The sequence below is a fragment of the Hahella sp. NBU794 genome, from assembly GCF_050749805.1.
Classification (GTDB): domain Bacteria; phylum Pseudomonadota; class Gammaproteobacteria; order Pseudomonadales; family Oleiphilaceae; genus Hahella.
This window is the reverse complement of the sequence record NZ_CP192738.1, coordinates 6,536,902-6,561,757: the sequence shown is the minus strand read 5'-3', so window position 1 is coordinate 6,561,757 and position 24,856 is coordinate 6,536,902. Positions and strand designations below refer to the sequence as shown.

Genomic DNA, 24,856 nt, shown 5'->3' with positions numbered 1-24,856 from the left:
ACGAACTCTTAAACTCAGTTTCCTCCGAGTATACGCGCCAGTTCGTCGTCTGCGTTAGCGTTGGAGCCGTTAATGCCAGCCGCCTTCAGTTTTGCGTCCAGAGAGTCGCCGCTTTCTTCTGAAGCCAGCTCTTCCGCTGCATCCAGCTCGGCCGAACGTTGGTTCTGGCGGCTTTGAATGCGTTGCAGCGATTCCGCAGCCGTCTTCATTTTGCTGTTGGCGCCCATGTGACGGGAAGACACAGCGACTTGCGCTTTTTGTACGGACTCAGTCGCCTTCACCATGTCGATTTGCTGCTCCATGCGACGCAGGTTGGACTTGGCTTGCGAAATATTGCGACGCAGCGTCTGTTCAGACTGATTGAACTGATCTACGTATTTCTGCTCAGCGTCCATTTGGTCGCGTAGCTCAACCACTTTCTGCGCGCATTCCAGCGCCAGGTTGCGGTCGCTGTCCGCTGCTTTGCGGGCATGGCTTTCGTATTCAGCGATAGACGCTTTCAGGCTCGCCACTTTCTGGTCGGCCAGCTTTCTTTTCGCCATGATCTGGGTCAGTGCGTGATCGGACTTACGCAACTCTTCTTTGGCTTCACGGATTTCCTGGTCCAGAATGCGCAGCGCCTGACTGTCTACAACCGCTTCCGCCGCTTCGTTGGCTCCGCCTTTGATGGCGGTCACTAATTTTTTCCAAACGCTCATAATTCAACTCCGTTAACAAGATGGTTCTGGTACGCGTCCAAAAACGCCTCAACGTTTTGGAACAACATATCAACCTCGATCAGGATGCTTTCTTCTTTGGATTGGGCCGACAGGGCGCCGAAAGCCATGTAGTAGTCCTCGCCTTCCACATTGGTGATGCCAATGGTGGTGAGAGGGAATATTTGATGCGTCTTCAAAATGTCTTCATTAAGAAGGGCGCAATCTTTGACTTGGCCTTTTGCAAACAGCAGAGACTCGACAATAATTTGTTCGCCGCTGATCGCGAGATAGGCGTCGATGCCGTCACTATTAGTAATGCACAGGCAGGTCGCTTCTCTGGTGACTGCGTAGTCATCGCGTTGACTCAAAAGGCTTTCCAGCTTTAAGAGATCCCAGCTCATTTTGTTCTCCTATTAATTTTTACCCCGATTGAAGGCTTGTAGAAAAATGTACACGAAGATTTTTATTTGCACAAACTTTTTTTTGCTCTATAGTAAATTTTAACTCATAAACGTAAATTATTTTTTACATAAAGAAGAAATGGACGCCATGGCAAACGAAACCAAACCGTCAATGAACTCCTGGAGAGAACTGGCTTCGCGCATCATTAAATTCGAAATGGCCAAACGTGGCGTTAAGTATAGCGACCTTAGCGACAGACTGGCCCGAATCGGCACACAGCAGAGTGCGGATAATCTCCGCAACAAGATAAATAAAGGGATTCTCGGCGCAGATTTATTTCTGCAGATCATTCTGGTGCTGAATGTGAGGAAACTTGCGCGAGAAGAATTAATGGACATCCTGCATGACCTTGGCGTGAACCACTCTGATCTGGAATGAACTCCACGGCCTTGGCTCCACTAAACCGCCGCCTCCGTACGATGATTGGCTCTGACCTGCTTGCGCCAGGCGGCGGGTGTGGAGCCATAGTGCTTTTTAAACTGCCTTATGAAGTGGGTGACGTCGCCCCAACCCACGCTGACGGCGATTTTCTCCACTGATTCCCCCGTGTGCGCCAGCTTCAGGCTGGCCGCCTGCAATTTGTTGCGGGTAATCCACTCTCCGACAGAAAAGCCCGTAGACTTCTTAACCGCCGCGGCGACATGAGCCGGCGTGCGATGCACTGCCGCGGCGACATCCTGCAGCGATATCTTCTCCAGACAGTGGCTTTGAATATACTCCAGCGCCCGCGTTGTCAGATTGTCCGTAAGTGGCGCCGCGCTTGGCGCATCCGTCCGCATGGCGCGGTTAACTTCCGATAAGATCAGCAGCAACAGGCAACGCGTGACAATGCTGGTTTCAGGCGTGTTGCGCTGACACTCCTCGCGCAGATCTGCAAACAGTGACAGCAAACGTTCCCGCCGCGCGGGGTCTACGGTGATCATCGGAGGCATGCCCGAGCGGACCCGTTTGAAAGAGGACATTAAAGGATGGGTTTCATCGATATCCAGGCAACCGGCGCAGAAACCCAGCCACCAGGCTTCCAGGTTGTTCGCGGACAGTAAGCGGTGAGGCATGCCGGCAGGAACCAGGGTGACGACTCCCGCGCCCAGCGTGATGTCATCGCCGTGCCTGATGCGCGCGCTGCCATCCAGAATCAGGGATAACACGTGTTCGGCGTGGGACGCCTCTTCGCTGTGTTCGTTAAAGCTCATGACGCCGTGCTCGACGGCGATGGGTTGTGTTGCGTGCATGGGATGAATATAGCCGATTTATGTTTTTCCAGCGTAGTTCATTCAGCAACAAATCTAAATATCAGCCGATTTATTCCCATATTCCGCTCTGCGTCCAGGCGCTTGCGGGGTTTAACATCATTCGAGTGTTCAACCAAGAGATAAGCGAATATGTCGGAGAGCAATCATCATCAACCTGAATGGGATGAGGCGGTCACTCGTTGGTATTGTGAAAACTACAGTGAGTGGCCAAGCAACGAGTTTGTGGTGGAGGCGGCGGACTTAAAGCCGGATAGCTGCGTGCTGGATATTGGGTGCGGCGGCGGACAGGCTTTGCGGCTGGCCTACGCGGTGGTGACGAAGGGGCGTCTGGTGGGCGTGGAACCCACTCCGGTTATGCTGCAATTCGCCAAAGAGCATAAGGATAACGCCGCATCGATTGAGTATCTGGCGGGCGCGGCGGAATCCCTTCCGTTGGCGAACGCCTCCATAGATATCGCCTGGGCGGTGAATACATTGCATCATTGGCGCGATATACCGGCGGGGCTGACTGAGGCTGCGCGTGTCATCCGCCCAGGCGGGCAGTTGATCCTTGCCGAGGATGCAGACGTGACGGACCGCTCCGCATTGAGTGAGGAAGCGCTGCAAAGCGCCCTGAAGCAGGCGGGATTTACAGACTTTCGAACTGTCCCCACTCAGCGAGGTGACGTGCTTTGTTACCTCTACCAATGCCGCAGGGAACAGGGCTGAACGCCTTTCAGGCTGGGCCTCTGGCGATAATGGCGTCTGTCGGGCGGTTTACACTGTTTCACCATTATCTCCTTTACTAATAGGGATTATGGGCCACAATTATGATAATCGCGTTCAAGCATTTCGCCCGGGGAGGGCGTGTACGTGAATCCGCTCGGAAGCCTGTTGTTTGTGAGGTAAACACCGGTGACACGTTGGTATCTGGAATGTTATTCAGGCCAGGGTAATCAATTAAAGCGTCTACCGGTTAGGGAGTTTCCGTTTGTTGTCGGTCGCAGTGACAACGTCAGTTTCACCATAGACGCCACCGACGTATCCCGGCAGCACGCAGAGTTCCATCAAGAGGAAGGGCAGCTTTTCGTCCGCGATTTGTCCTCCACCAACGGCACTTTCGTCAATCACTGTCGTATCAATCAAGTTACCCCGGTTTGTAGCGGGGACGTTATCCATTTCGCCCACATCGAGGCGCGTGTGGTGGATGAAGAAGATCGTCCGCCCACGCCCACGGAGTCCACCTATTCCACTATGGTGATGCAAGGCGATCTGTCGCAGCGCATCCCCTTGGGCGCTAGAGACCTGAAAGAGCTGATCGCTCAAACGCTGGTGAACGCGGTCTTTCAACCCATTGTCGACATCAAAGGCAAAGCGGTCGCCTACGAGCTGCTGGGAAGAGGCGCGCATCCGAATCTGTTGCCCAGTCCGGGGCCGTTGTTCAACATTGCGGAGAGTGTTGATATGGCGGTGGAACTCAGCGAGTTGTTCCGTGTGATCGGCATTAAAGACGCCGCCGAACATAAACTGAAGTTGCCGTTGTTTGTGAATACCCACCCACAAGAGTTGTTGGATGGCCCGCGTTTGCTGGCCACGTTGGAGCACGTGCGCAAGACCCATCCCAATGTGGAGCTGGTGCTAGAGATTCATGAGCAGGCGGTGACTAATTTTATGGTGATTCAGGCCCTCGCCAAAGAAATACGCACGATGGGAATTGGCTTGGCCTATGATGATTTCGGCGCCGGGCAGGCGCGTCTGGTGGAATTGGCGGAAGCCCCGCCGGATGTCGTGAAGTTTGATATCGCGCTGATTCGCAATATTCACAAATCGCCGCAGCGTCAGGAGTTGTTGGAATTACTGGTATCCATGGTGCACAAGATGGGAGTGAAGGCGCTGGCGGAAGGCGTCGGCTCCAAAGAAGAGGCTGTGGTATGCCAGCGCATGAATTTCGATCTTATCCAGGGCTTCGCCTTCGGTTACCCCATGCCCATCACTGAGTGGCTGAATAAGTAGTCATTGCTTCGCTTTCCCGTTGATTGTCCTGCGTATCATTCGTGGTTTTGACCTGTCTACCGGAACCTTCAAACAGGCGATATAGAACTGGCACCACAAATAACGTCAGCAATGTTGAGGTGGTGAGGCCGCCAATAATTGTCCAGCCCATGGGCGCCCACATTGATGATCCGGTGAGAGTCAGGGGAAGCAATCCTCCAATCGTGGTCAGCGACGTTAATAAGATTGGAATCAAGCGAGTTCGGGCGGATAGCGTCATCGCCTCGCTGACATCCGCGCCTTCCGCGCGAATCTGGTTGGCGTAATCCACCAGAATAATAGAATTGTTGACGACTATGCCTACCAGTGAGGTGAGTCCTACAAAGGCGGTGAACGAGAAGGTATTGCCCGTTAAGTAGAGGCCCAGAATCGCCCCGATAATGGCGAAAGGCAGGGCGGCGAAAATGATCAACGGCTGCGAGAAAGAGCGGAACTGCATCACCAATACGGCGAAGATGCCGATGATCGCCACCAGCAAAGCCTTCGCCATGCCGCCGAATGACTCCTTGCGGTTTTCCTGCTCTCCGCCCACGGTATAGTGCACGCCTTGTGGCCAGGAGTAGGCGTCCAGTTTATCTACGATCGCGTTGGTGACGGCCTCGGTCTGATATCCGGGTTTGACGTCCGCGGTCACCATCGCCATACGCTCCAGGTTATAGTGCTGAAACTTGGGAACGGCGGTCTCCAGCTCAACATCTGCGACCTGAGTAAGTGGCGTCAGCACGCCTTCCGCATTGGCGACCATCATGCGCTGAAACTGGTCCAGCTCCGGCTCTGCGCGCTCTCGGGCGGTGACGATAATCGGATAGTCTTCCCCTTCGTCATCCCGCAACGAGCCAACATTCAGCCCCACCAGACCGCCACGCACGGTGCGGTCGATGGCGTCCAGACTGACATGATGAAACGCCGCTTTGTCGCGGTTGATGTTGACGCGAAGATCCACCTTGTGGCGACTGATAGGAGCGTCCACGTTAATAGCCCCGTCCGTGTTGGCGATGATATCGCTGACATCCTGAGCCGCCTGCCGTAGACGCTCTACATTGTCTCCGGTGACGCGGATGGTGATCGGCGCCTGCACGGGCGGACCTTGATGAAACTCCTTAAAGCGCACCTGTGCGTCAGCGAATGTCTTGTAGTGTTCACGCTGCTCGCTCACCCATTGTTCTATTTCCTGGTAAGGACGTGGCGCCAGCTGCACCAGCAGTTGCGCGTAATTGGGCTGCTGTTTGCTGTCCATGGTGTTGTAGTAAACCCGCGGGTTGCTCTTGCCGATATTCGTCGCGACTGCGGTGACTCCGGGCTGCGCCATCAGGTTTTGCTCCACTTCCTGCGCCGCTCTGCGGGTGGATTCAAAAGTGGAACCTTCAGGCGTTTCTACGTTCACCAGAATCATGGATTTCTCCGCTTTTGGAAACAGACTCACTTCCACATGACCGAACAGAGACATGGCTCCCGCCAGAAACAGCACTGAAACCAGCAGCACCAGCCATGGCCGGCGCAGACTCCATGCCAGACCGCGAGTGTAGGGGCCGTCTGCGAAGTTTGTCAGTGAACGCAATAACCACCCCGGCGCGGAGGACGTTACGCCGCTTTTGAGAAAGCGACTGGCCAGAAGCGGCGTGATGGTCAGGGCGATCAGCAGGGAGGCGGCCAGGGTCAGGATGACAGTGACCGGCATTGAACGAATAAAGGTGCCGGAACCGCTCTGCAATAACAGGATTGGCAGGAACGCCAGCACGGTGGTGACGGTGCCGCTGACCACCGCCCAGCCGACTTGTGAAGTCCCTTTAATGGCGGCGTTTTCTCGACTGTCGCCCTGACGCAGGTAGCGTTCGACGTTTTCCGTGACGACGATGGCGTTGTCCACCAGCAAGCCGAGAGCAATCACCAACCCGACTATGGACATTTGCTGTAATCCAAAGCCGGTCAGGTCCAGCCATCCCAATCCGATGAGGATGGAAAAAGGGATCGCCAGTACGATGACGAAAGCGGCGCGCGCGCCCAGAGACGTCAGTACTACGACGGCGACCAACAACAGGCCCTGCCAAAGGTTTTCGAAGAAGCCGTCGACCCGCTCGTTGACGCTCTCGCTCTGATCATGGGCGAGATGCGTCTGGAAGGTCTCCGGCAGCTCTGCCGAGAAGGCGGCGAGCGTGGTTTTCACTCCCGCCATGACATCGAAGATATTGCTGCCTTTGCGCTGCACCACGGTGATGAAGACGGCGGGCTCGCCTTGATAGCGAGCGCTGTAGGTGGGCGTGCCGTCTTGCAGGCGGATATCCGCCAAGTCGCCGATATAGACCGCATGACCGTCGCGCGTGCGGACGACAGTGCGGGCGAGTGTTGCAATGTCTTTATAATCGCCGCTGGTGCGAACGTTGAAACGGCGGTCGTCGCCGTTGACGTATCCCCCGGGCAGATTTTGCGCCGCTCTGCGCACCACTTCCGCCAGTTCGTCCAGTGATACGCCATGACGTCGCAGCAATACCCAGTCCGCTTTCACCTGCACTTCCAGATTCGCCAGCCCTTTTACATCAACGCGTTTGACCCCCGGGACTCTCTCCAGGCGGGTTTCCAAACGCTCCGCGTAGTATTTGAACTCTTTGGTGGACGCGGAGCTGGAAACCAGAGCGATCTGCAGAATATTGACATCCGCCGGCGACAATTTCTCCGTGTTCAGGCGAGCAAGATCCGGGGGCAGCTCGCTGCGAATGCTTTGGATGGCGCCGACGACATCCTCAAACTTATCTTCCGGGTCGCTGCCATACAGAAACTCCGTGCGCACCAGCACCAGACCGTCTTCGATCTCCGTGTAAACCGACTTCAGATCCTCCAGTTCGTTGATGGCGTCTTCAATGGGATCGACCACCAGGCGCTCCATGTCCACGGGCGTCGCGCCAGGATACAGAACGGTGGTGAGAGTGGTGGGGAAGTCGAATTGTGGATCTTCAGAACGCGGCATGGTGAGAAAGGAAACCAGGCCTAGGCCGAGCAAAAGTAATACGGCGACCCAGGCGAAGGCGTGATTGCGAATGGCTAATTCCGGCAGGCGCATGGCGGGATACTCCGGTTAGATAAGTCAGGGATTGGAAGCCAGCGCGACAGGCGTCGCCAGCATGCCTTCCACCAGACCGGTGGAGCCGCGAGTCACCAGCGTTTCTCCCGCCTTCAAACCATGAGCCACAGCGACCTGGGACGCGGAAAAGTCACGCAATACGATGCGGCGGCGGTGAGCGCGATTATTGGCGTCCAGTACGAAAACCTCCGCATTTTTACCGCCGGCGCTGATGATGGCGCTGAGCGGTATCATCACCAATTGCTCCTCCGCTTTGGGCGTCAGCGTCACGCGCGCGACCATACCTGATAACAGGCGCGCCTCATGGGGATGCAGACGCACTTCCACTTCGAAAACGCCGCTGCCAGGACTGGCTTTCGCTGCGGTTTCGTAAACGTCCCCAGTCAGGGCCTGACCCGGGTAAGCATCCAAGCGAACCTCCGCGTTATCTCCCTCTCTTAGACGAACGATTTCTTTGTCGCTGACGCCAACGCGAATAACCCAGCCCGCATTTTCCTGGGCGAAAACGAATGCGGGGCGCTGCGCGCTCACCAGTTCGTTGGGCTCAATCAGGCGACGCAGCACGACGCCATCGCTGGGGGCGAGGATTTCAGAATGCTTGAAATTGAATTGGGCGACTTTGAGACGGGCGCTCGCCACCCGTAAGGCGGTTTCGGCAGATTGCACCTGCTCCAGCGGGGCGACCTTGCTGCCGTAAAGCTTATTGAATCGCTCCAGATTGCGGCGGGCGTCGTCACGGTAAGCCTCCGCCTGCGCCACTTCCGCGGCGATTTCCTCTCTGTCGAGGATGGCGATTAGCTCCCCGGCGCGCACTCTCTGACCCTCTTTCACGGTGATTCTCGCCACGATCCCTGGCGTTTTAAAGGACAGCGTTTGTTCCGATTGATTGGCGAGGACGCCGCTGGTTTCTATGGGGAGGGTATAGGTTTCCAGGCGAACGGTTTCCGTATGAACAACAGGCTCGTCTGCGGCGGCCACAGGCGCAACGCCATAGATTAGCGTCGCCAGAGAGAAGGTCACGGCATGGTAAAGGGGGCGCATGGAGGTGATCCTTGTTTATGTTTTATGTGTAAACATTTTAGGTTTGCAAAATATTCAGTGTCAACATTTGAATGGATGAAGGAGTGATATCTGAATCAGGAGTGCTGTTTATTAACGAAGGTATCGAATAGCGATACTTGGAGGCGGCCATTCAGCACCCATTCAGATATAGATTCAAAAATAGCGGAGGCGACAGCAGAGTGAGCGGGACATCGGAACACAGAGAGACAACTCATGACAGTTGAACAAATACAGAGTAACTCCAAAGGTTGGTTGTTTTACGTGAAGTCTTCTTTCGTTATCGCGCTGGCTGCAGTGGCCGCCGGCATCTTTTTCATGCCGGTGGATTTGCTTATCAAAGGTTATTTCAGCATCAGTACGCTGTTTCTCATCAGCTCGACTATCACGCTGTCTAAAACCATGCGCGATGAACATGAATCCCATCGCCTTATCCACAAGATCAATGAAGCCAGAACCAACCAAATGCTGCGGGACTACGCCGAGTAACCGGATGCAAGCAGACCGCAACCCGTCCGCCAGGGACGACTTATGAATCACGAGGTGCTTTATATGTTTTACATGCAAAAAATGATGACCGCCGTACGCGGCGCCACGCGTGAGAGCGCCGAGCGGGTGGTGGACGCCAACGCTATCCGCATCTTCGAACAGGAAATCTATGAATGCGAGTGCGCTATGGGACAGGCCAAACACGATCTGGCCCGGGTCATGGCGGAAAAAATGCGACTGGAGCGCGGCATCGCCCGTCGCGCCAGATATCTGGCGGAAAAGGAAACGCAAGCTGGTCAGGCGCTGGAAAAGGGGTTGGAGGAATTGGCTCATGATCTCGCCACCGTGATCGCGGATCAGGAAAAAACGCTTGCGGATGAGCGCAAAGCGGCGGAAAAGCTGGGAGAGCATGAGAGAAAGTTGCGCCTGAGTCTGCAATCCGCAGCCCAGAGCATTCAGAATTATCGACGTGAGCTGCGCATGGTGCAGGCCACGCAAAGCACGCAACAGGCGACGGCTTCCTTGACCGTTCGCGCCAATTCCATGGGATCGCGCATCAGTGATATGCAGGATTCCCTGCAGCGCATTCGGGATCGTCAGGAGCGTTTCGATGATATGAAACGCGCCATGGAGCAGCTGGATGAAGGGCTGAATGACGATGGTCTGGAGGATAAGTTGCGGAAAGCGGGTATTGGCCCGAGAACTGAGGCGGACGCCGTGCTGGATCGCATTCGTAAAAAATCAGCCTGACAGTTCGCTACATAAACCCTAATGAACCGCGCATTTGCGCGGTTTTTTGCGTTAAAACTTGGAAAGTTAATCAATTGCCCTTAATTTCCCGTATATGATTGCCTGACCTTTAATGAAGGCTGAGACAGCGGCTTTACGATTGTACGGACCATGACCCACGCGTATTACCACCCCCGGGAGCAGTACCTCAAGGTAAACTCCATTCAGATTTGTTACGAAGAACTGGGCGATCCTGATGGCGAGCCGATGTTGCTCATCATGGGACTCGCCTGTCAGATGACGGCTTGGCCGCCCGAGTTTCTGGAGCCCCTGGTTGAAGCGGGCTATCGTCTGATCCGGCTCGATAACCGGGATATCGGCCATTCCTCAGAAATCGAGTGTCCCCATCGGGTTCCTGTGCCGGTGGACTTTGTGCGCTCCAAGCTGGGGCTGCCGGTCACGGCGTCCTATACCCTTTACGACATGGCGGATGACGCCATTGCGTTGCTCGATGCATTGAAGATTGAGCGCGCCCACCTGGTGGGCGTCTCCATGGGAGGAATGATTTCGCAGATTGTCGCGGCGCGGCAGCCGCAGCGGATCAAGTCTCTGACCTTGATGATGACTTCCAACAATAGCCCCAAACAACCCATGCCTGATCTCGGCACGCTATGGCGCATCAACGGCGGCGGCGTGCGCGGACACCACCAGGAAGCCGCGCTGAGACGAGGCGTCGCGTTCTGGGAAACGGTGCAAAGTCCGTCCTTCCCAACGCCTAAAGAACGCATTCTGCAGCGCATCGCCAGGGATTATCAGCGTAGCTATCGCCCCAAGGGCATTGTTCGGCAGATGCGGGCGATACTCGCCACCGGCAGCCTGGAAAAGCTGGCGCGAAGCATCACCATGCCTACGCTGATTTTACATGGTTCAGCGGACCCCTTGATGAAACCCAAGAATGGGCAGATGCTGAAGCAAAGCATCGCCCACGCCAGGTTAGAGATGATTCCCGGTTGGGGGCATGATCTGCCGCTGCCTTTATTGCCGAAACTGGCGCAAAAAGTCATCGAACATGCGCGATCTGTCGGTTAAATCCAGCCTTTCTTGCGCAGATAGACGATTTCCAGCACCAGCAGGAGTCCCAGCAGGGCGGAGAACATCCAGAACGCATTGCCATCCTCCACGCCCGGCATGCCGCCGATATTGATGCCGAACAAGCCGGTCAGCAAGCCCAGAGGCAGTGACACTGCGGCGACAATGGAGAGCAGATAAAGGTGGCGGTTCAGGCGGTCGTTCATGGCCGCCGCCAGTTCGTCTTTGATGACCTGGGAGCGCTCGCGGATGGCGTCTAGATCCTCCACGTAGCGGGTCAGCCAGTCCATCACCTCCGTCAGCCTGCGCTTGTCGTTGGCGCTAATCCAGTGCAGTTCCGAGGTTTGCAGTCGGGCGATCACATCCCGCTGCGGCGAGATATAGCGCCGGAATACAATCGCCCGTTTGCGGGTCGAAATGATGGACTCGCGAATGGACTCGTCCTGAGACACCAACACCCGGTCTTCCAGATCGTCGGTGGTTTCGTTCAGTGTGGTGACGGCGCTTTGCATATGATCATAAAGCTCTACGCACATCTCAGTGAGCCACTCGCCGGCGCCGCAGGGACCCATGTTCTGCTCCAGCTTTTCGATAATGTCCGCCGTCGCCTTCAGCTGTCGCCGTCCGGCGCTGATGACGCCGTATTCGGTGATCCAGGCCCGTAGCGACACCATGTCTTCCGGTTCCGCCCCCTGGTTCATGTTGACGCCGCGAAGAATGATCAACACTCCTTCATTCAGCTCCATCATACGAGGTCGGGTTTCGTCGGCCATCAGCGCTTCGGCGATGAGCCAGTCCAGGCCGAGTTCATTTTCCAACAGATTAAGCGCACCGGGATGCAGCACATTGATGTGCAACCAGGTCAGGCGGGATTTGTCCTGCGCCGCCTGGGCGGCTTCTTCTACGGGGATGGGCGTTGCGCTGCCGCCGCCGTCCAGTTGAAACGCGTGAATAATAGGCTGGGAGTCAGTCACCGTCTCTTCCTTCCGTTAAGGTTGATCGGGAATACGTTGATCGGATTAAGCAAGTCGCCGGATTAAACATCAACTTTTAGCGGGCGCCTAGAGCCGGGAACGCTTTTGGCTAAGACTAGATGCAGTCGCCAGCAGGCGCAATCGGCCAAGATGCCTGCGTCTTTTCACCGGGCGGTTCACCAAAAGCTGAAGTTGAGCGTGTGCGGGCGATGACAAACCTGCTCGTTGCACGTCTGAAAATGCAGAGCCAGTCGCACTGGCGACCGTGTGGAGCGACGTAAAGTCAGTTCGATGCGACAGTGATCGTCATAGACCTCTAAGGCGTTGCTTTCATTGGGGTCTGTCCATACGCTGGCAGGAGGGTAACGTATGTCCAGCAGGTCGTGATCAGTGTGCGACAGCAACTCTACTTGTGTGCGGCGACCATCGGGAGCGGGACAATTGTGGCTTTGAATGCGCCAGCCTTCGCTCATGTGTATATCCAGTTGTACTTCCAGCAAGTGATCCTCCTTGTATTCCTTCACCGCCACGGCGGCCCACATTTGGCCGGATGCGGCGTATTGCAGATTGACCGGGTTCGGCGTCAGCCATTCGTTCAGGCCTTTCAGAAACACCGGCGCAGACAAAGGATGACGGTTGATTTGCCCGGTGAAAGCGGCGATCTGGTTTTCCGCCATGCGTTGTACGTTAAGGTCGCCAGTGCGCAGACGCAGCGCCGCCAGCACTGACGCCAACTGCGAATTACCGCTGACCGTGGCGTTGTCGCCGCAATGCTTGCTGCGCACCAGCAGTGGACCTTGCGCATTCTTGGGGGTGATGAAAAATCCACCCTGTTCTGCGTCCAGAAACTGCTCTTCCAATGTGGTCGCCAAGGCTTCCATTCGCTCCAGCCAAAGGTGGTCATGGGTGTAGTCGTACAACTGCAGCAGTCCTTCCATGTAATGCACGTAGTCTTCCAGCAGAGCGTCGTCGCTGGGCAGATTGTCCAGGCTGATGCGATGAAACAGGCCGTCTTCCCCACGCTGGCTGCGCCATAATTGGTTTGCTGCGGCGACAGCGGCGTCTCCGTAAGCGCTGATGCCGGTGATGGCGGCGGTTTCAGCCAGTGCGGCGATCATCATGCCGTTCCATTCCGTTATCACTTTGTCATCACGTAAAGGTGGAATGCGCTGGCTTCTGGCCTGTAGCAGGGTGGCTTTCAGTTCCGCCAGTTGCTGCACTAACTCTTCGTAAGTCAGGTTCAGCGCCGCAGCGCTTTCCTGTAAAGAGCAGTGCAGATGCAGAATATTGGCGCCTTCAAAATTGCCTTTACGGGTGACGCCATAGACCTGTTCCGCCAGAGCGAGGCCCGGTGTGTCGAGAAGCTGGCTCAGTTCCTGATAGCTCCATACGAAATATTTGCCTTCTTCGCCTTCGCTGTCTGCATCCGTGGCGGAATAAAATACGCCTTCGGGAGAACGCATTTCTCTGAGAGCGTAATCCAGGGTTTCCCGGCATACCCTCAAATACTCAGGATTTTGACTCAAGTTATAGGCGCGGGCGTAGCAGCGCGCTAACTGCGCCTGGTTGTAGAGCATTTTTTCAAAGTGAGGAACCTGCCAGCGTTGATCCACCGCGTAACGATGAAAGCCGCCGCCTGCCTGATCGTAAACGCCGCCGGCGAACAGCGCGTCCAGTGTGCTTTTTACTACGCTCCAGGCGGGCTGTCGGTCTAGCGGTCGGGAATCGCGCTCAATGATGTCGAGCAGAAATAGAAGGTTGGGTTCCTGGGGAAATTTGGGTTCGCTGCCGAAGCCGCCCCATTCGCGATCGCTATAGCCAATCAGCTTCTCCACCGCCGTTTCGATCAGATTTTCCGCCAGAGCTTCCGAGATTGGCTTTGGCCTGAGGTAAACGCTGACGGCGTCCGACAGTCGACGCCCCTGTTCCAGCAAGTTCTCCTGCTGTTCCACCCACAATTCATGCACTCTTTGCAGGAGGCTGATAAAACGAGGGCGGGGGAAATAGGTTCCGCCGAAGAAAGGCTTTCCTTCCGGGGTGAGAAAGCTCGACATGGGCCAACCGCCATGCCCGGTGATGATTTGCACGGCGGTCATATAAATCTCATCCAGATCGGGCCGCTGTTCCCGGTCCACTTTGATAGGGATGAAGTAGCGGTTGAGCGTTTGCGCTACCTCTTCATTATCGAAGCTCTCTTCCTCCATGACATGGCACCAGTGGCAAGTGCTGTAACCGATAGAGAGAAAAATCGGTTTGTTCTCCGCTTTGGCCAGGGCGAAGGTATCGTCGTTCCAGGCGCGCCAGTTCACGGGGTTATGGGCGTGCTGCAGCAGGTAGGGCGAGCCTTCCAGTATCAGGTGATTGGTATAGACGGGAATTCCGTCTCGACGCCGGTAACGGGTGCGCACAGCGTAACTGCCTTGTTTGCCGGCCCGGGCGAGTTGCAGCGGATCACTGGCGGACATAGGTCTTTCCTTTGTGGCGATGAGTGCTTACAGCCCTGCACTAATGAACATAATGCATATCTTCCGTTTCATGCAAAATAATCCCTGATCTTTCCCCGATTTTTGAGCGTAAAAGCTGATGCGGAGGGCGACGTTTCGCCTATCTGGAGGCTACGGGGGGAGGCATGATCGCCGGGGAAAGTGAAAAATACGTGCGCATAAGCGCCATTCTGGGCGCCGCGCCGCTGCTGGTTCTGGGCGTGGCTTGCATTCTCGGCGGCGAGGAGGGCCCGCTGCTGCGGTCTATGTTCGACTACTACAGCATGGCGTTGTTGGCGTTCATGGCCGGCGGCGTCTGGTTGATCGGATTGCGGGGAGAAGGGCCGGCTACGCCATCGCGGTTATTGTGGGCCAGTATTGTCTGTCTGATTCTGGCCTGGATGGCGCCGGGTCTGCCGCCCGGCCTGCGCTCATTGACGCTGGCGGCGGCGTTCCTGTTCTTTTACGGACTGGATCGATTCGTTCTGGAAGACTACTGGCGCGCGGATTATCAGCAGATGCGCTGTCACCTGACCTTGTGCGCCGCGATCATGCAGGCGCTGGTCATGCTCGCCTGATCAATGATTCAGAATATCGATGATTTCCCGGGTGGACTTGATAATTTTGATGATCTTGTCCTCTACGTAGACCGTTTCGACGCCATCGTCGTCGGGGTAAATCACGCCGTGGTCGTAAACAGTCTGATCCAGAATATCGCCCTTATGCAGCTTCTTTTGCCAGCCCGGAGGCAGCTGGCCGCCCCGGTCGACTTTTTTCTGTAATCCCGGCGGCAGATCGTGCTTTTTGTCATCCTTGGCGTATGCGTTGAAGTTGAGAGAAAGTGTGAAAATGGAAATCAACAAAAGAATTTTGCGCATGGAGCTTACCTCGGGTCGGCGCCGTGAAAAAGAGTTGTGTCCGGGCGACGCTTCAGTATAGCGGGCCCTGGCGGAATTAGGCCAGGGCGCTGCGCAGGATGGGGCTATTGCAGGGCGGAAATTTGCAGCATCGGCCAGATGCGGTGCCAACGCTTGCCGTATACGCGGGAGACGAAGATATCTTCCGCGTAACGCACGTCAGGATTCGGTCGCACTTGCATGGACCAGTTCTCCAACAGGCCGAACTTGGCGGTGAACTTGAACTTGTCCAGATGCTCCAGTCTTACGCCCACGCAGGTCGGCACTTCAACCCAGTGAGAGATGGCGTCGGCGGTGTCCTGATAGGGTTCATGTTGGTGATGCAGGTGCATCCTGGCCTGGTTTTTCACTTCCCATTTCACGCCGGGGACCATTTTTCTCAGCTTGGCTTCGATTTCCTTATCGCGTTCTTCGGAGGTGTCGTCGGAGTCGAAATACACCAGATCAACATCATTCAGCGGGGTGGCCTGGGCGAGCTTGTGCAGGTGGTCCCAGATGGCGTTGCGCAGAAATCCTGCTGCAAGATACCAGTCCTTCAGGCCCAGCGATCTGGCGGCGGCCAGACAACGCATACGCAGTAAATCTTTTTTCAGCAGTACAATAGTGTCTTGTTCCATATGACAAACTCCATTCCTGTTTATTGTTTGATATCGGGGCGTTCGCGAGAACGCGTTCTGCGAATTGTCTCTCCAGATGGCCCCCGGCGTCCGTGAAAGTTTCGCACAGCAGCGTGAGAAATTATCCATTGGGAACCATTGCAATCTCCGCAACCGTTTTAAAGCGCCCGTCGAGCGTCCGCCAACACCCGATTGATCTCCTCCACCACAAAGTCCGGGTGGGATAGCGGAAGATAACGGCGGGCGTTGGCGATCACCCTGAATCGCGCTTGCGGCATATGCCGCAGCCACTCGCGGTGGCTTTCAATCCATTGCCTGCGGTCGCGGCGAGTCGGTTCCGGCGTTTGCGCCGAAGTCTCTGGCGGATTGTCGCCCACAAGGATACTGGTTGGCGCGTTATTGAGAAAGGGGATGGATTGCCCCCTTTTCGTTGCGCCCTGAATGTCATGGCTTTCTGTTTTGTCTGCGGCTTTTGCGTCGTCGTAACCGTCCACGAACACCTGTCCGACGACTTCATTGGGATACTTATGCGCGAAGTAACGGATATGGGCGGCGCCGGCGCAATGACCGACCAGGATGTAGGGAGGTTTGATATCGGCGACCTGCAGCAGTTTACGCAGGTCGGCGACCATATTTTCGGCGCTTTTGGGAGAGAGGCTGGGGTTGTTGTCCTGCAGGTCGGCGCGGTCGTAGGAAAGTGTGCGGGTAAAGAGACTGATCAGGGGCTGCACGCGTTCCCAATCATCGATGCCTCCGCCCAGGTCAGATTCGAAAATAACTGTGGCGTTGCCCGAACCCTCCGCCAGATAACGCAGGCTGACGTCACCAATATCCGCATAGTCATAGGATCGTTCCATCTAAGTTCCCTTTATCCTATCGAGTAGTCTTTTTTCATTTTTTTGACGTGACGCACTATCCTGACTACGCGTCATCCAGGCCGTTGAGGGCGACGGCGCCGGTGATCTCCAGCGTACGCCTAGGCATAACGGCCATAACGATCCGACTTGTCCTGGTCGGTCGCGAAAAGCAAATATAATCAACGGGATGCACTAAAACAAGAGCGCCCGCGCAAGCGTTGACTTTACTGTGCCGAAGGGCGCTTCTGCACGATTTTCAGCGGGCGGATTATCCAAGTGTTAAGCCTTTTCTCTCTCTCGCTAGGCGCATTGCTCTACACCCTTTAACCGAGTGTTTTCCCTAAAGACAATCGCTATGGTAGCTCCGTGGATCAACGCCACGTAGAAACTATCTCATAGCCAGTCGCGTTCCTGGTGGCGAAGGCGGTGAGATAGTTTTTTCATCTCTCTCTTTTTCATCCCGCGTAGGGGGCGAACACAGTGAAGTGCTCTAGAATTCTAAAAAGACGTGCGCTTGTAAAGAAAACATCCGCTCACATTCCGGCGTTTTTGGCGTCGGTATTCGCCGCCGGCCTGTCCCTCACTGCCTATTCCATTGCGCCTTCGGATTCAGCGCGTAGTTCCGCTTTTGTATCCAGTTCCAGCGCCGGTGTAGTGGGAACGGCTTGGAGTCAGTCTGATCCTTTCGCCGGCTCCGGTGATTTTGTTGGTTTTCAGCAGTTGTCCGATTGGCGCGGCGCTTTATCTGCGCTGGCCGATAAATCCTGTATTTCCAGTCTGTGGTATGGTCCCGTGCGCGCCAGCGATGCGGACTGTGCGACGGAGCTGAACTGGCTGGGTCGTAACGCCGGTTCCGACAGCAGTAATAACTCCCCGCATATATTTGATTGGGAAAACTTGTAAGTCAGGGTATTCACCGCCAACCCTTTTAATCGTGTTTGTACGACAGAAATAATAACTACAACCTCAACCAAGACGCCCCGCGGAGCGGATAGCTCCCCGGGGCGTCGCTTTTTGGCTCAGAAGGGAGTGAAGCGGTAGTAGTCCACTTTCATCTCCGCATTGGCGGCCGGATAGTCCGCCGGACCATAGTCAAACCAGTGCCAGGGCGAATGCCACAGGTTTAGCATGAAGATGGCCGGACGCTGTGGAACCATCGCCGCGTCGCGCATATCCCACAATGTCACCTCTTTGCCGTCCAGCTTGATGTACCAGCGGATGCGATCGGTATGCCAGTCGAAACCGACAGTGTAATAGGTGTCGGCGCGGGGAAAGTCCGCCAGTCCGATATTGGGCAGAGCGCCTGCGGGAACTGTTTCATACGTGCCCTCCATGCCTGCCGGCGTTTCGCGATATGCGCCAGTGGCCATGTCGATGGCGCGGCTCTTCTTGCGGAACTGGTTTTCACTATCGCCGCCGTAGTCGGTCCAGGTGGTCAGCCACAGTATGTTAGGCTCGCCGCACAACAGCTCGATGTCGATTTCCGTATTGTCCGCCAGTCCATTGCCGTTCTTATCCGTGCCGTCATTGTCGTAGATGAAAATGCCGTTGACGGCCTCTTCGCCTGGGCTGCAGGAGGCGAATCTCACTCGGGTCTCGTAGCGGCCGTAATGGGTTTTCTGGTTGTAGCCCACTTCGGATGCGTAGTACGGCGATGCATTGTCGCCACTGTTCAGATCAGGATTGCCTGGGAACAGCAATGACAGCGCGGCATTATCCCCCGCCGCAGCGTCGGCGGCGCCAAAATCCACGGCGCCGTTGGGCTGCCGGCGTGAATACCATTGGCCCTGGTTGGCGGTGAATTCATCGTTGATCTGCGGATCGCCCGGATCGCCATTGTCATCGCCGTCGCCATCACCGTTATCGTCACGGGATACCAGACTGATGTTCGCGATGTCGTATTCCACACCGCTTTGCAGATGATCGGCCACCAGCGCATGGACTTTGCTGAGATCGGCGAGCTGGAAGTCCTGCAGAGGAATTAACACCTCTTGAGCGCCGGGCTCCACCGTTAGGTTAACGGTCTGTGAGGCTCCCTGGCGGGTTGCGCAGCTATCGTCGCGGGTATGCAGGCTGAGTGAGAGATCGGCGCGCTGAGAGGCGCTCAGGGAGAGCTTGAGGTGTGTATAGGGCGAAGCGTCGAAGCAGGTGTCCGTGGCGAGCACGCTGTACCAGTAGCCGCCGCCTCCGGATATTAACCTGAGTGCGCCGTTGCTGACCTGATCGCTTTGCAGACTGCCGTCGTCGTCGGTCCAGCCGCCGAGCAGATTCTGGTGTAAGCCTTCGTAGCGGGACGCGCCGCCGAAGGCGTCGATGATCAGGTCATCCACTGGAGCCTCAGGCTCCGCCAGGGTCAACGTCGCTGAATCCTGCTGACCGGGATAGCGGCTATTGCCGTTGAAATAATCCCCGGCCTGAATGCTGCCCGCTCTGGCGCGAACGAAATAAGCGCCTGGCTCATCAGTCTGAAAGTCGCCGTCGCAGCGGAACTGAGCGCGGGTGGCGAGTTCCGGCGTACGGCATTGAAAGCTATGTGCCGGGCTTTCCTGTCCCTGTTTCATGACGTCCACATACAGGGTGAAGATTCCAGTATCGCGTAAGTTGCGCAGCTCTGCGTAAGGATGCAGATTCACGCCGGTTTGCGCCTGTTCCGCATCGAATCCTGCAGCGGCGACGCCGGCGTTGTAGGCCGCGGCGAACGTGGTGGGCGCAAGCAGGGCGCTCGCGCCCAGGGCCAGCGCCCCGATAGTCAGTGTGCGTGTCTTCAAGGCCATCCTCCTGAGTTGCTTTGCGGCGGAGCCAGTGCGCGTGAATGAGCGACCGATCCGGCGTCTTTCCGATAAATTTTGAAAGCGCTTTCATTGTAGCCGCCTCTGTCCAGGAGTGGGATTGGCGGATTGAGTTAGGCCATGTGGAATAAGGCGTAGAGTTAGAAGACAGTTAAAGATCAGGCGGGGAGGCGGGGAATAGAAACAAGGCGCTTCAGTGCGCCTTGTGATTATCGATGGCTATTTCAGACGCCCAGCGTCGCGCCGCCGTCGATGCACAGATTGTGCATGGTGATGTGACAGGCTTTGTCCGAGGCGAGGAAGGCCACCGCTTCCGCGATGTCTTCCGGGGTGGCGATGCGTTTGAGAGGAATGCCGGTGCGATAGGAGTCCAAAGAACCGTTCAATACCGCCTCCAGCGCCTGGTCGTCTGTCCAGAACTGGCGCTGCATGGCGGTGTCGGTGGAGCCGGGCGAGACAATGTTGCAGCGCACGCCGTATTCCGCCAGCTCCAGTCCCAGACATTTGGTGAAATGGGTCGACGCCGCTTTGGACGCCGCGTAGGCCGCCATTTTGGTGCGGGGTATGGCGGCGGCGTTGGAGCCGACCGTGACGATGGCGCCGCGTCGGCGCTCTTTCATCAGGCGGCCGACAGCCCGGCTCAGGAAAAATACGCCATGGGTGTTGACGGCGAAGGTGTCCAGCCAGTCGTCGGACGTCAGTTCCGTGGCGGACGCCAGGCGCAGAATACCGGCCACATTGACCAGCACTTCCACTTCGCCCAGGCCGGCTTCGATATCGCCGACCACCGCTTCGATAGCCGCCGCGTCGCTGATGTCCACGACAAAAGGACGCACTTGCAAACCCCTCGCGGTGAGAGTGGAAGTGGTGTCGCGCAGGGCTTTTTCCTGCACGTCGAGAGCGGCGACTTTGGCGCCGCGTTCAGCCAGTGTCGCCACGACGGCGGCGCCAATGCCTTGCGCGGCGCCGGTGACGATGGCGACTTTACCGGCGAAATCCGCGCCGGCGCTCTGTGTAGTGGAATCAGACATAAGATTGCTCCTTGCTGTTGGAGGGGGACAGAGAAGAAAGCGCGCCGCCCACCGCCGGAGTAACCACCGGATTGCCGTCAGGATCGCTCAGAATGTGCGCGTCGACGTTGTAGAGTTCGCGCACCATATCCCGGGTCAGAATCTCACGGGGCGGACCGCTCGCCACCACTCGGCCCTCGCGCATGGCGGTGAGGGTGTCGGCGTAACGAGCGGCGGCGATGAGGTCATGTAGCACCATCATGATGGTGATGCCTTTGGCGGAAAGGTCGCGCACCAGATTCAGCACTTCAACCTGATGCCCCAGATCGAGCATGCTGATGGGCTCGTCCAGCAGTAAAAGGTTGGTTTCCTGAGCCAGCGCCATGGCCAGCCAGCAACGTTGGCGCTGACCGCCGGAAAGGTGATCCAGAGGCGCGTCCATAAGATCAGCGGTGTCGGTGGCGAGCAGGGCGCGGCGCACGGCGTCTTCGTCGGCGCTGGTCCACTGGCGGAACAAGCCCTGATGGGGATGGCGACCATGTCGCACCAGATCAGCGACGCGGATGCCTTCCGGCGCGGTGGGCGTTTGCGGCAACAGGGCCAATCGGGTCGCCGCCTGTTTTCTGCTGAGCGACCAAACGTCTTCGCCTTCCAGAAGAATGCGGCCGGAATCCGGTCGGTGCAGACGCGCCACGGCGCGCAGCAGGGTGGATTTGCCGCACCCGTTGGGGCCGACGATGATCATCAATTCTCCCGGCCGGGCTTGCAGGCTGACCTCTTTCACCGTTGGCGCAGCGTCGGTTTTACCGCCGCGCCCGTGCGCGTAACTGAGGGAAACGTTCTGAATAGCGAGTCTTGGCTCGGACATCAATCAATTACCTTGCCTGGATTGGGGTTGAAACAGGATGACAGCCAGCAGGAACGGCCCGCCCATCATGGTGGCGATGACGCCCATGGGCGTCTCCACGTCGCTGTAAATGCGCCCAATGGTGTCCGCCACGATCACGAACAGGGCCCCCAGCAAGGTGGAGCGCAACACTGGCGTTTGATCCGGGCGCGCCAGAAAGCTGGCGGTCACCGGCGCCATCAGCGCTATGAAGTTGATAGGGCCGGATACAGTCACTGACAGTGCGGTCAGCACCGCCACGGTCAATACGACGGCTATCTTCAGGCGCTCGGGACTCAAACCCAGGGAAGCCGCGGTGTCTTCGCCGAACTGCAATAAGGTCAGTTGTCGCGCCAGCACTACCGCAACCGGCAGCAACAGGCAGAGACCGAAAAACGCGGGAGCGGCGATGGCGTAATCTCGGCCCAGCAGCGTGCCGATGCTCCAGGTGTACATGGCGCTGGCTTCATGCAGAGGCAGGTAGGTCACCAGCACTTCCGTCATGGCGCGCAGCAGGTAGGTCAGTCCCAGACCAATCACCAGAATACGGTAACCGTTGGAGCCGAAGCGGCCGCTGAAGGCCAACACGCCCAACAGCGTGGCGGAGGCGCCGATAATCGCCGCCCACCAGGAGTCCAGCACGCCGCCAGCGCCCGCCAGCATGGCGATCACCACAGCCAAAGTAGCGCCTTGGTGTACGCCGAGAATATCCGGCGTGGCCAGGCGGTTGCGGGCGAGTCCCTGCAACAGACAGCCGGCGGCGCCCAGACAAGCGCCAACCACCAGCCCGGCGGCGATGCGGGGCAGACGGATCTGCATGGTCAGCAGCTGGTGGGCGGGACTGCCTTCTCCCAATATGGCCTGCCACACCTGAGACAGGGACAGGTGCGTGGAGCCCAGCATCAGGGACGCGCAAACCGCCAACAGTATCACCAGCAGGATAAGCAGAGCGCTTATCAAGTCATGCAGGTTGAAGGTCATGGAAAGGGAGCCGATTCGGACCACCCGGCTACCGGCCGGGAGGAAGGATACGGCGTCAGGAAGCCCGAGAGATGGGGCGGCCTGCTCGACAGAGGGCGACATACGGCTCATCGCGGATACCTCCAGGCCTAACTGAACATGCGATTGGAATGGACGATGCGAATAATGATCGGGACGCCGATAAAGGCGACCACGGCGCTGACCGGCGCTTCGAAAGGACGATTGATCACCCGCGCCAGAATGTCCGTGGACAGCAGCAGAAACGCGCCGGCGACGGCGGAATACAGCAACTGGTTGCGCAGATGGTGTCCGGCCAGCGCCCGGGCGATGTAAGCGGCGATCAGTCCCAGCAGAACGATTGGGCCGGCCAGGGCCACCGCTGCGGCGCTCAGCAGTGTGATGCTGAGGGACAACAGTGCGCGAATCAGATTCGGGTTGTGCCCCAGCGCTTTGGCGGAGTCATCCCCCAACGTCAGTGCGGAAAGCGGCCGCGTGAGCGCCGCCGCCAAGGCCAGCGCCGCCAGCACCGCTGGAGCGATCTGGCTGACCGCCTCCATGGTGATGCCGGACAAGGAGCCCAGAATCCAGTAACGGTATTGATCAAAGGCGGCGATGTGGTCATGCAACAGCAGGGAAGTAAATCCCTGGAACGCGGCGTTGATGGCCACGCCCGCCAGCACCAGACGTAATGGCGTCATGCTGGCCGCTCCCACTTGAGCCGCCAGCATGACGGCGCCATTGCCGACCAAGGCGCCGGAAATGGCCCAGATCAGCATGGAATAGGAACTGCTGGCGTGAAAGAAACTGATGCCGATCACCACGCCCAGCGCGGCGCCGGCGTTGATGCCCAGCAGGCCAGGTTCGGCCAGAGGATTGCGGGTGACGTTCTGCAGCAGGCTGCCGGCGACGCCCAGCGCCACGCCGATGATGACGCCGGCGAGGGTGCGGGGCAGACGCAATTCCGTCATCACCATGTTGACGTAGGCGTCGGCGTTGTCCGCTGGAGACAGCAGATAGGAGAGACTGTGGGCGGCGTCCAGTTGCCCGGACCCCACCAGCATGGAAGTTAATACGACGCCGAACAGCGCCAGCATCAACATGGCGACGGACGCCCAGTTACGACGGCTGACAACCGGGCGATGCGCCTGCGACATTAATGCTCCTTTAACCTCGACTACCCTTGTTTGCCCAGCATGGCCTGTTCAATGTCGTCCAGCGCCGCCATGGCGGCCAAAGGCCCGCCGACGCTGGTCCACAAGGAGCCGTCGATCAACACCAGATGTCCTTTGTTGACGCCGGACAATTGTTTGAAGGCGGCGTTGTCGCGAATTTCCGCAAAGGTATCCGCCGCGTCGCCCACCGGGCTGAGGGTGCCGACAAAGATCCAGTCGCCGTCGATTTCATGCAGGGCTTCCAGGCTCAAGGGCGCGGAGTGAATGCCGCTTTCCTGTTGCGCGGAAGGCCGGGACAGGCCGACATCCGCAATGACCTGGCTGATGAATACGTCACGCAGCATATAAGTGGGGCCTTTGGGGCTCCAGCGCACTACACTGACGGACACGTTTTCCGGATTTCCCAGGTTTTCGCGGATTTTCGCCGCTTTTTCATCGTATTTAGCCAGGAAATTCTCTGCTTCGCTCTCTTTGCTCAGGGCGACGGCGATGCGTTTGAACATATCGCGCCAGTTTTCCGAAGACGCGGAGGTGATCACGGTGGGAGCAATCTGCTGGAGCTGGGAAATCAGCTTCTCGTCCTGGATGGTGCCGGTCAGAATCAGATCCGGCTGCGCGGCGATCACTTTGTCGATGCTGGGCTGCGCCAAGCGTCCAATGGACTCGATGTCGACGCTGAGATCCTTCAAGTAGTTGGGCGGCGTCTGCTGGCCGCGGCCGTCAGTCACTCCCACCGGCTTCATGCCCAACGCCAGCATGGCGTCCATATCAAACTCGCCCAGGGCAAGTACGCGCTTGGGCTCCACCGGCACGCTGACGCGGCGGCCGGCGGCGTCGGTAATGTCTTTGGTGGCGGTAGCGGCTGCGGAGATGGGTTGTTCCGCGGGCGCTGCGGACGCCGTTTGCGCCGTCTCCGGCGTTGCATCCGGTTTCTGCATGGCCAGCGCAGTGAAGCCCAGGGCCAGTGCGGCGCTGATAGCCAGTAGTGCGAATTTCTTGGTCGGGGAGGAGTTGTTATCTGCCATAGTCACCTGCTTCCAGCATGCTGTCGCAATCAGGGTGGATTCCTTCGGCAAGAATAAGGACGGTCTACGCAACTGTGGCGCGGCCTGGGAAACGAAAGGGGGTTTATCATCTCCGGCGAAAATTTAACCGGACTCTTGCCGTTATCGGAGCACACTCTACGATAGATTGAAATGCTTGTAAAATGATAATCATTATCGTTTGTGTTCAAATAATCAACACCTTTCTTATTTGCACGCCTATACGCATGAGCAGGCGGAT

24 protein-coding genes are annotated in these 24,856 nt (G+C 57.2%); 8 read left to right on the top strand and 16 right to left on the bottom strand.

Annotated elements, in window-relative coordinates; all coding sequences use genetic code 11:
• Window positions 1–14: 14 nt before the first annotated feature.
• Both ACQYWX_RS28880 and ACQYWX_RS28875 read right to left on the bottom strand, forming a co-directional pair.
• Window positions 15–698, bottom strand: a complete 684-nt coding sequence (locus ACQYWX_RS28880; protein WP_216736123.1) for a PspA/IM30 family protein — start codon at window positions 696–698, stop codon at window positions 15–17.
• Complete coding sequence (locus ACQYWX_RS28875; protein WP_127974014.1) at window positions 695–1,099, bottom strand: YjfI family protein; 405 nt, start codon at window positions 1,097–1,099, stop codon at window positions 695–697. Before ACQYWX_RS28875 ends, ACQYWX_RS28880 begins: the two co-directional genes overlap by 4 nt.
• Before the next feature lie 148 nt (window positions 1,100–1,247).
• Between ACQYWX_RS28875 and ACQYWX_RS28870 the strand changes: the two genes are divergently transcribed.
• Window positions 1,248–1,538 (top strand): DUF6471 domain-containing protein, encoded by a 291-nt coding sequence (locus ACQYWX_RS28870; protein WP_253938221.1) that lies wholly within the window; start codon window positions 1,248–1,250, stop codon window positions 1,536–1,538.
• 20 nt (window positions 1,539–1,558) lie between these two features.
• Here the strand turns inward: ACQYWX_RS28870 and ACQYWX_RS28865 are convergent, their stop codons facing one another.
• Window positions 1,559–2,392, bottom strand: a complete 834-nt coding sequence (locus tag ACQYWX_RS28865) for a helix-turn-helix domain-containing protein (protein WP_431687203.1) — start codon at window positions 2,390–2,392, stop codon at window positions 1,559–1,561.
• 150 nt (window positions 2,393–2,542) lie between these two features.
• Between ACQYWX_RS28865 and ACQYWX_RS28860 the strand changes: the two genes are divergently transcribed.
• Window positions 2,543–3,121: a class I SAM-dependent methyltransferase gene (locus ACQYWX_RS28860; protein ID WP_431687202.1), complete on the top strand. Its 579-nt coding sequence runs from the start codon at window positions 2,543–2,545 to the stop codon at window positions 3,119–3,121.
• Between the two features lie 186 nt (window positions 3,122–3,307).
• Window positions 3,308–4,405: an EAL domain-containing protein gene (locus ACQYWX_RS28855; protein WP_431687201.1), complete on the top strand. Its 1,098-nt coding sequence runs from the start codon at window positions 3,308–3,310 to the stop codon at window positions 4,403–4,405.
• Here the strand turns inward: ACQYWX_RS28855 and ACQYWX_RS28850 are convergent.
• Together ACQYWX_RS28850 and ACQYWX_RS28845 are read right to left on the bottom strand one after the other, a co-directional pair.
• Window positions 4,383–7,499, bottom strand: coding sequence for an efflux RND transporter permease subunit (locus tag ACQYWX_RS28850; protein WP_431687200.1), 3,117 nt, complete (start codon window positions 7,497–7,499; stop codon window positions 4,383–4,385). The two genes, ACQYWX_RS28855 and ACQYWX_RS28850, sit on opposite strands and share 23 nt — an antisense overlap.
• 24 nt (window positions 7,500–7,523) lie before the next feature.
• Window positions 7,524–8,561 (bottom strand): efflux RND transporter periplasmic adaptor subunit, encoded by a 1,038-nt coding sequence (locus ACQYWX_RS28845; protein ID WP_431687199.1) that lies wholly within the window; start codon window positions 8,559–8,561, stop codon window positions 7,524–7,526.
• 234 nt (window positions 8,562–8,795) lie between these two features.
• Here ACQYWX_RS28845 and ACQYWX_RS28840 point away from each other — a divergent pair, with 234 nt between their 5' ends.
• From ACQYWX_RS28840 to ACQYWX_RS28830, 3 genes are all read left to right on the top strand, one after another.
• Window positions 8,796–9,068, top strand: coding sequence for a YiaA/YiaB family inner membrane protein (locus ACQYWX_RS28840; RefSeq protein ID WP_216736130.1), 273 nt, complete (start codon window positions 8,796–8,798; stop codon window positions 9,066–9,068).
• 63 nt (window positions 9,069–9,131) lie between these two features.
• On the top strand, window positions 9,132–9,818 hold the full coding sequence (locus tag ACQYWX_RS28835; RefSeq protein WP_253938222.1) for a PspA/IM30 family protein: 687 nt from the start codon (window positions 9,132–9,134) through the stop codon (window positions 9,816–9,818).
• A gap of 150 nt (window positions 9,819–9,968) precedes the next feature.
• Window positions 9,969–10,886 (top strand): alpha/beta fold hydrolase, encoded by a 918-nt coding sequence (locus tag ACQYWX_RS28830; RefSeq protein ID WP_431687198.1) that lies wholly within the window; start codon window positions 9,969–9,971, stop codon window positions 10,884–10,886.
• Here ACQYWX_RS28830 and ACQYWX_RS28825 read toward each other — a convergent pair.
• On the bottom strand, window positions 10,883–11,860 hold the full coding sequence (locus ACQYWX_RS28825; protein ID WP_216736133.1) for a zinc transporter ZntB: 978 nt from the start codon (window positions 11,858–11,860) through the stop codon (window positions 10,883–10,885). The genes ACQYWX_RS28830 and ACQYWX_RS28825 overlap by 4 nt on opposite strands.
• 176 nt (window positions 11,861–12,036) lie before the next feature.
• Window positions 12,037–14,325, bottom strand: a complete 2,289-nt coding sequence (locus ACQYWX_RS28820) for a DUF255 domain-containing protein (protein ID WP_431687197.1) — start codon at window positions 14,323–14,325, stop codon at window positions 12,037–12,039.
• A 164-nt stretch (window positions 14,326–14,489) separates the two neighbouring features.
• Here ACQYWX_RS28820 and ACQYWX_RS28815 point away from each other — a divergent pair, with 164 nt between their 5' ends.
• Window positions 14,490–14,921: a DUF3429 domain-containing protein gene (locus ACQYWX_RS28815; RefSeq protein ID WP_216736135.1), complete on the top strand. Its 432-nt coding sequence runs from the start codon at window positions 14,490–14,492 to the stop codon at window positions 14,919–14,921.
• Here the strand turns inward: ACQYWX_RS28815 and ACQYWX_RS28810 are convergent, their stop codons facing one another.
• The 3 genes from ACQYWX_RS28810 to ACQYWX_RS28800 all read right to left on the bottom strand — a co-directional run bounded on the left by ACQYWX_RS28810 (window position 14,922) and on the right by ACQYWX_RS28800 (window position 16,734).
• Window positions 14,922–15,221, bottom strand: a complete 300-nt coding sequence (locus tag ACQYWX_RS28810) for a hypothetical protein (protein WP_279501313.1) — start codon at window positions 15,219–15,221, stop codon at window positions 14,922–14,924. It lies immediately after the preceding gene.
• Between the two features lie 104 nt (window positions 15,222–15,325).
• Window positions 15,326–15,877: a nucleotidyltransferase family protein gene (locus ACQYWX_RS28805; protein ID WP_279501314.1), complete on the bottom strand. Its 552-nt coding sequence runs from the start codon at window positions 15,875–15,877 to the stop codon at window positions 15,326–15,328.
• Window positions 15,878–16,035: 158 nt separating this feature from the next.
• On the bottom strand, window positions 16,036–16,734 hold the full coding sequence (locus tag ACQYWX_RS28800; RefSeq protein WP_431687196.1) for an alpha/beta fold hydrolase: 699 nt from the start codon (window positions 16,732–16,734) through the stop codon (window positions 16,036–16,038).
• Window positions 16,735–17,214: 480 nt separating this feature from the next.
• Between ACQYWX_RS28800 and ACQYWX_RS28795 the strand changes: the two genes are divergently transcribed.
• A complete protein-coding gene (locus ACQYWX_RS28795; RefSeq protein WP_216736139.1) occupies window positions 17,215–17,637 on the top strand; it encodes a hypothetical protein in 423 nt (140 codons plus the stop codon).
• Between the two features lie 116 nt (window positions 17,638–17,753).
• On the opposite strand, the gene ACQYWX_RS28790 is transcribed toward ACQYWX_RS28795, so the two are convergent.
• From ACQYWX_RS28790 to ACQYWX_RS28765, 6 genes are all read right to left on the bottom strand, one after another.
• A complete protein-coding gene (locus tag ACQYWX_RS28790; RefSeq protein WP_431687195.1) occupies window positions 17,754–19,502 on the bottom strand; it encodes a glycoside hydrolase family 16 protein in 1,749 nt (582 codons plus the stop codon).
• Between the two features lie 245 nt (window positions 19,503–19,747).
• On the bottom strand, window positions 19,748–20,554 hold the full coding sequence (locus ACQYWX_RS28785; RefSeq protein WP_431687194.1) for a 2,3-dihydro-2,3-dihydroxybenzoate dehydrogenase: 807 nt from the start codon (window positions 20,552–20,554) through the stop codon (window positions 19,748–19,750).
• Window positions 20,547–21,401, bottom strand: a complete 855-nt coding sequence (locus ACQYWX_RS28780) for an ABC transporter ATP-binding protein (RefSeq protein ID WP_431687193.1) — start codon at window positions 21,399–21,401, stop codon at window positions 20,547–20,549. The genes ACQYWX_RS28785 and ACQYWX_RS28780 overlap by 8 nt, the downstream gene beginning before the upstream one ends.
• 3 nt (window positions 21,402–21,404) lie before the next feature.
• Entirely contained in the window at window positions 21,405–22,511 is a 1,107-nt protein-coding gene (locus ACQYWX_RS28775) for a FecCD family ABC transporter permease (RefSeq protein WP_431687192.1), read from the bottom strand.
• Window positions 22,512–22,528: 17 nt separating this feature from the next.
• Window positions 22,529–23,554: a FecCD family ABC transporter permease gene (locus tag ACQYWX_RS28770; RefSeq protein ID WP_431687191.1), complete on the bottom strand. Its 1,026-nt coding sequence runs from the start codon at window positions 23,552–23,554 to the stop codon at window positions 22,529–22,531.
• A 20-nt stretch (window positions 23,555–23,574) separates the two neighbouring features.
• Window positions 23,575–24,597, bottom strand: coding sequence for an iron-siderophore ABC transporter substrate-binding protein (locus ACQYWX_RS28765; RefSeq protein ID WP_279501324.1), 1,023 nt, complete (start codon window positions 24,595–24,597; stop codon window positions 23,575–23,577).
• Window positions 24,598–24,856: the final 259 nt, after the last annotated feature.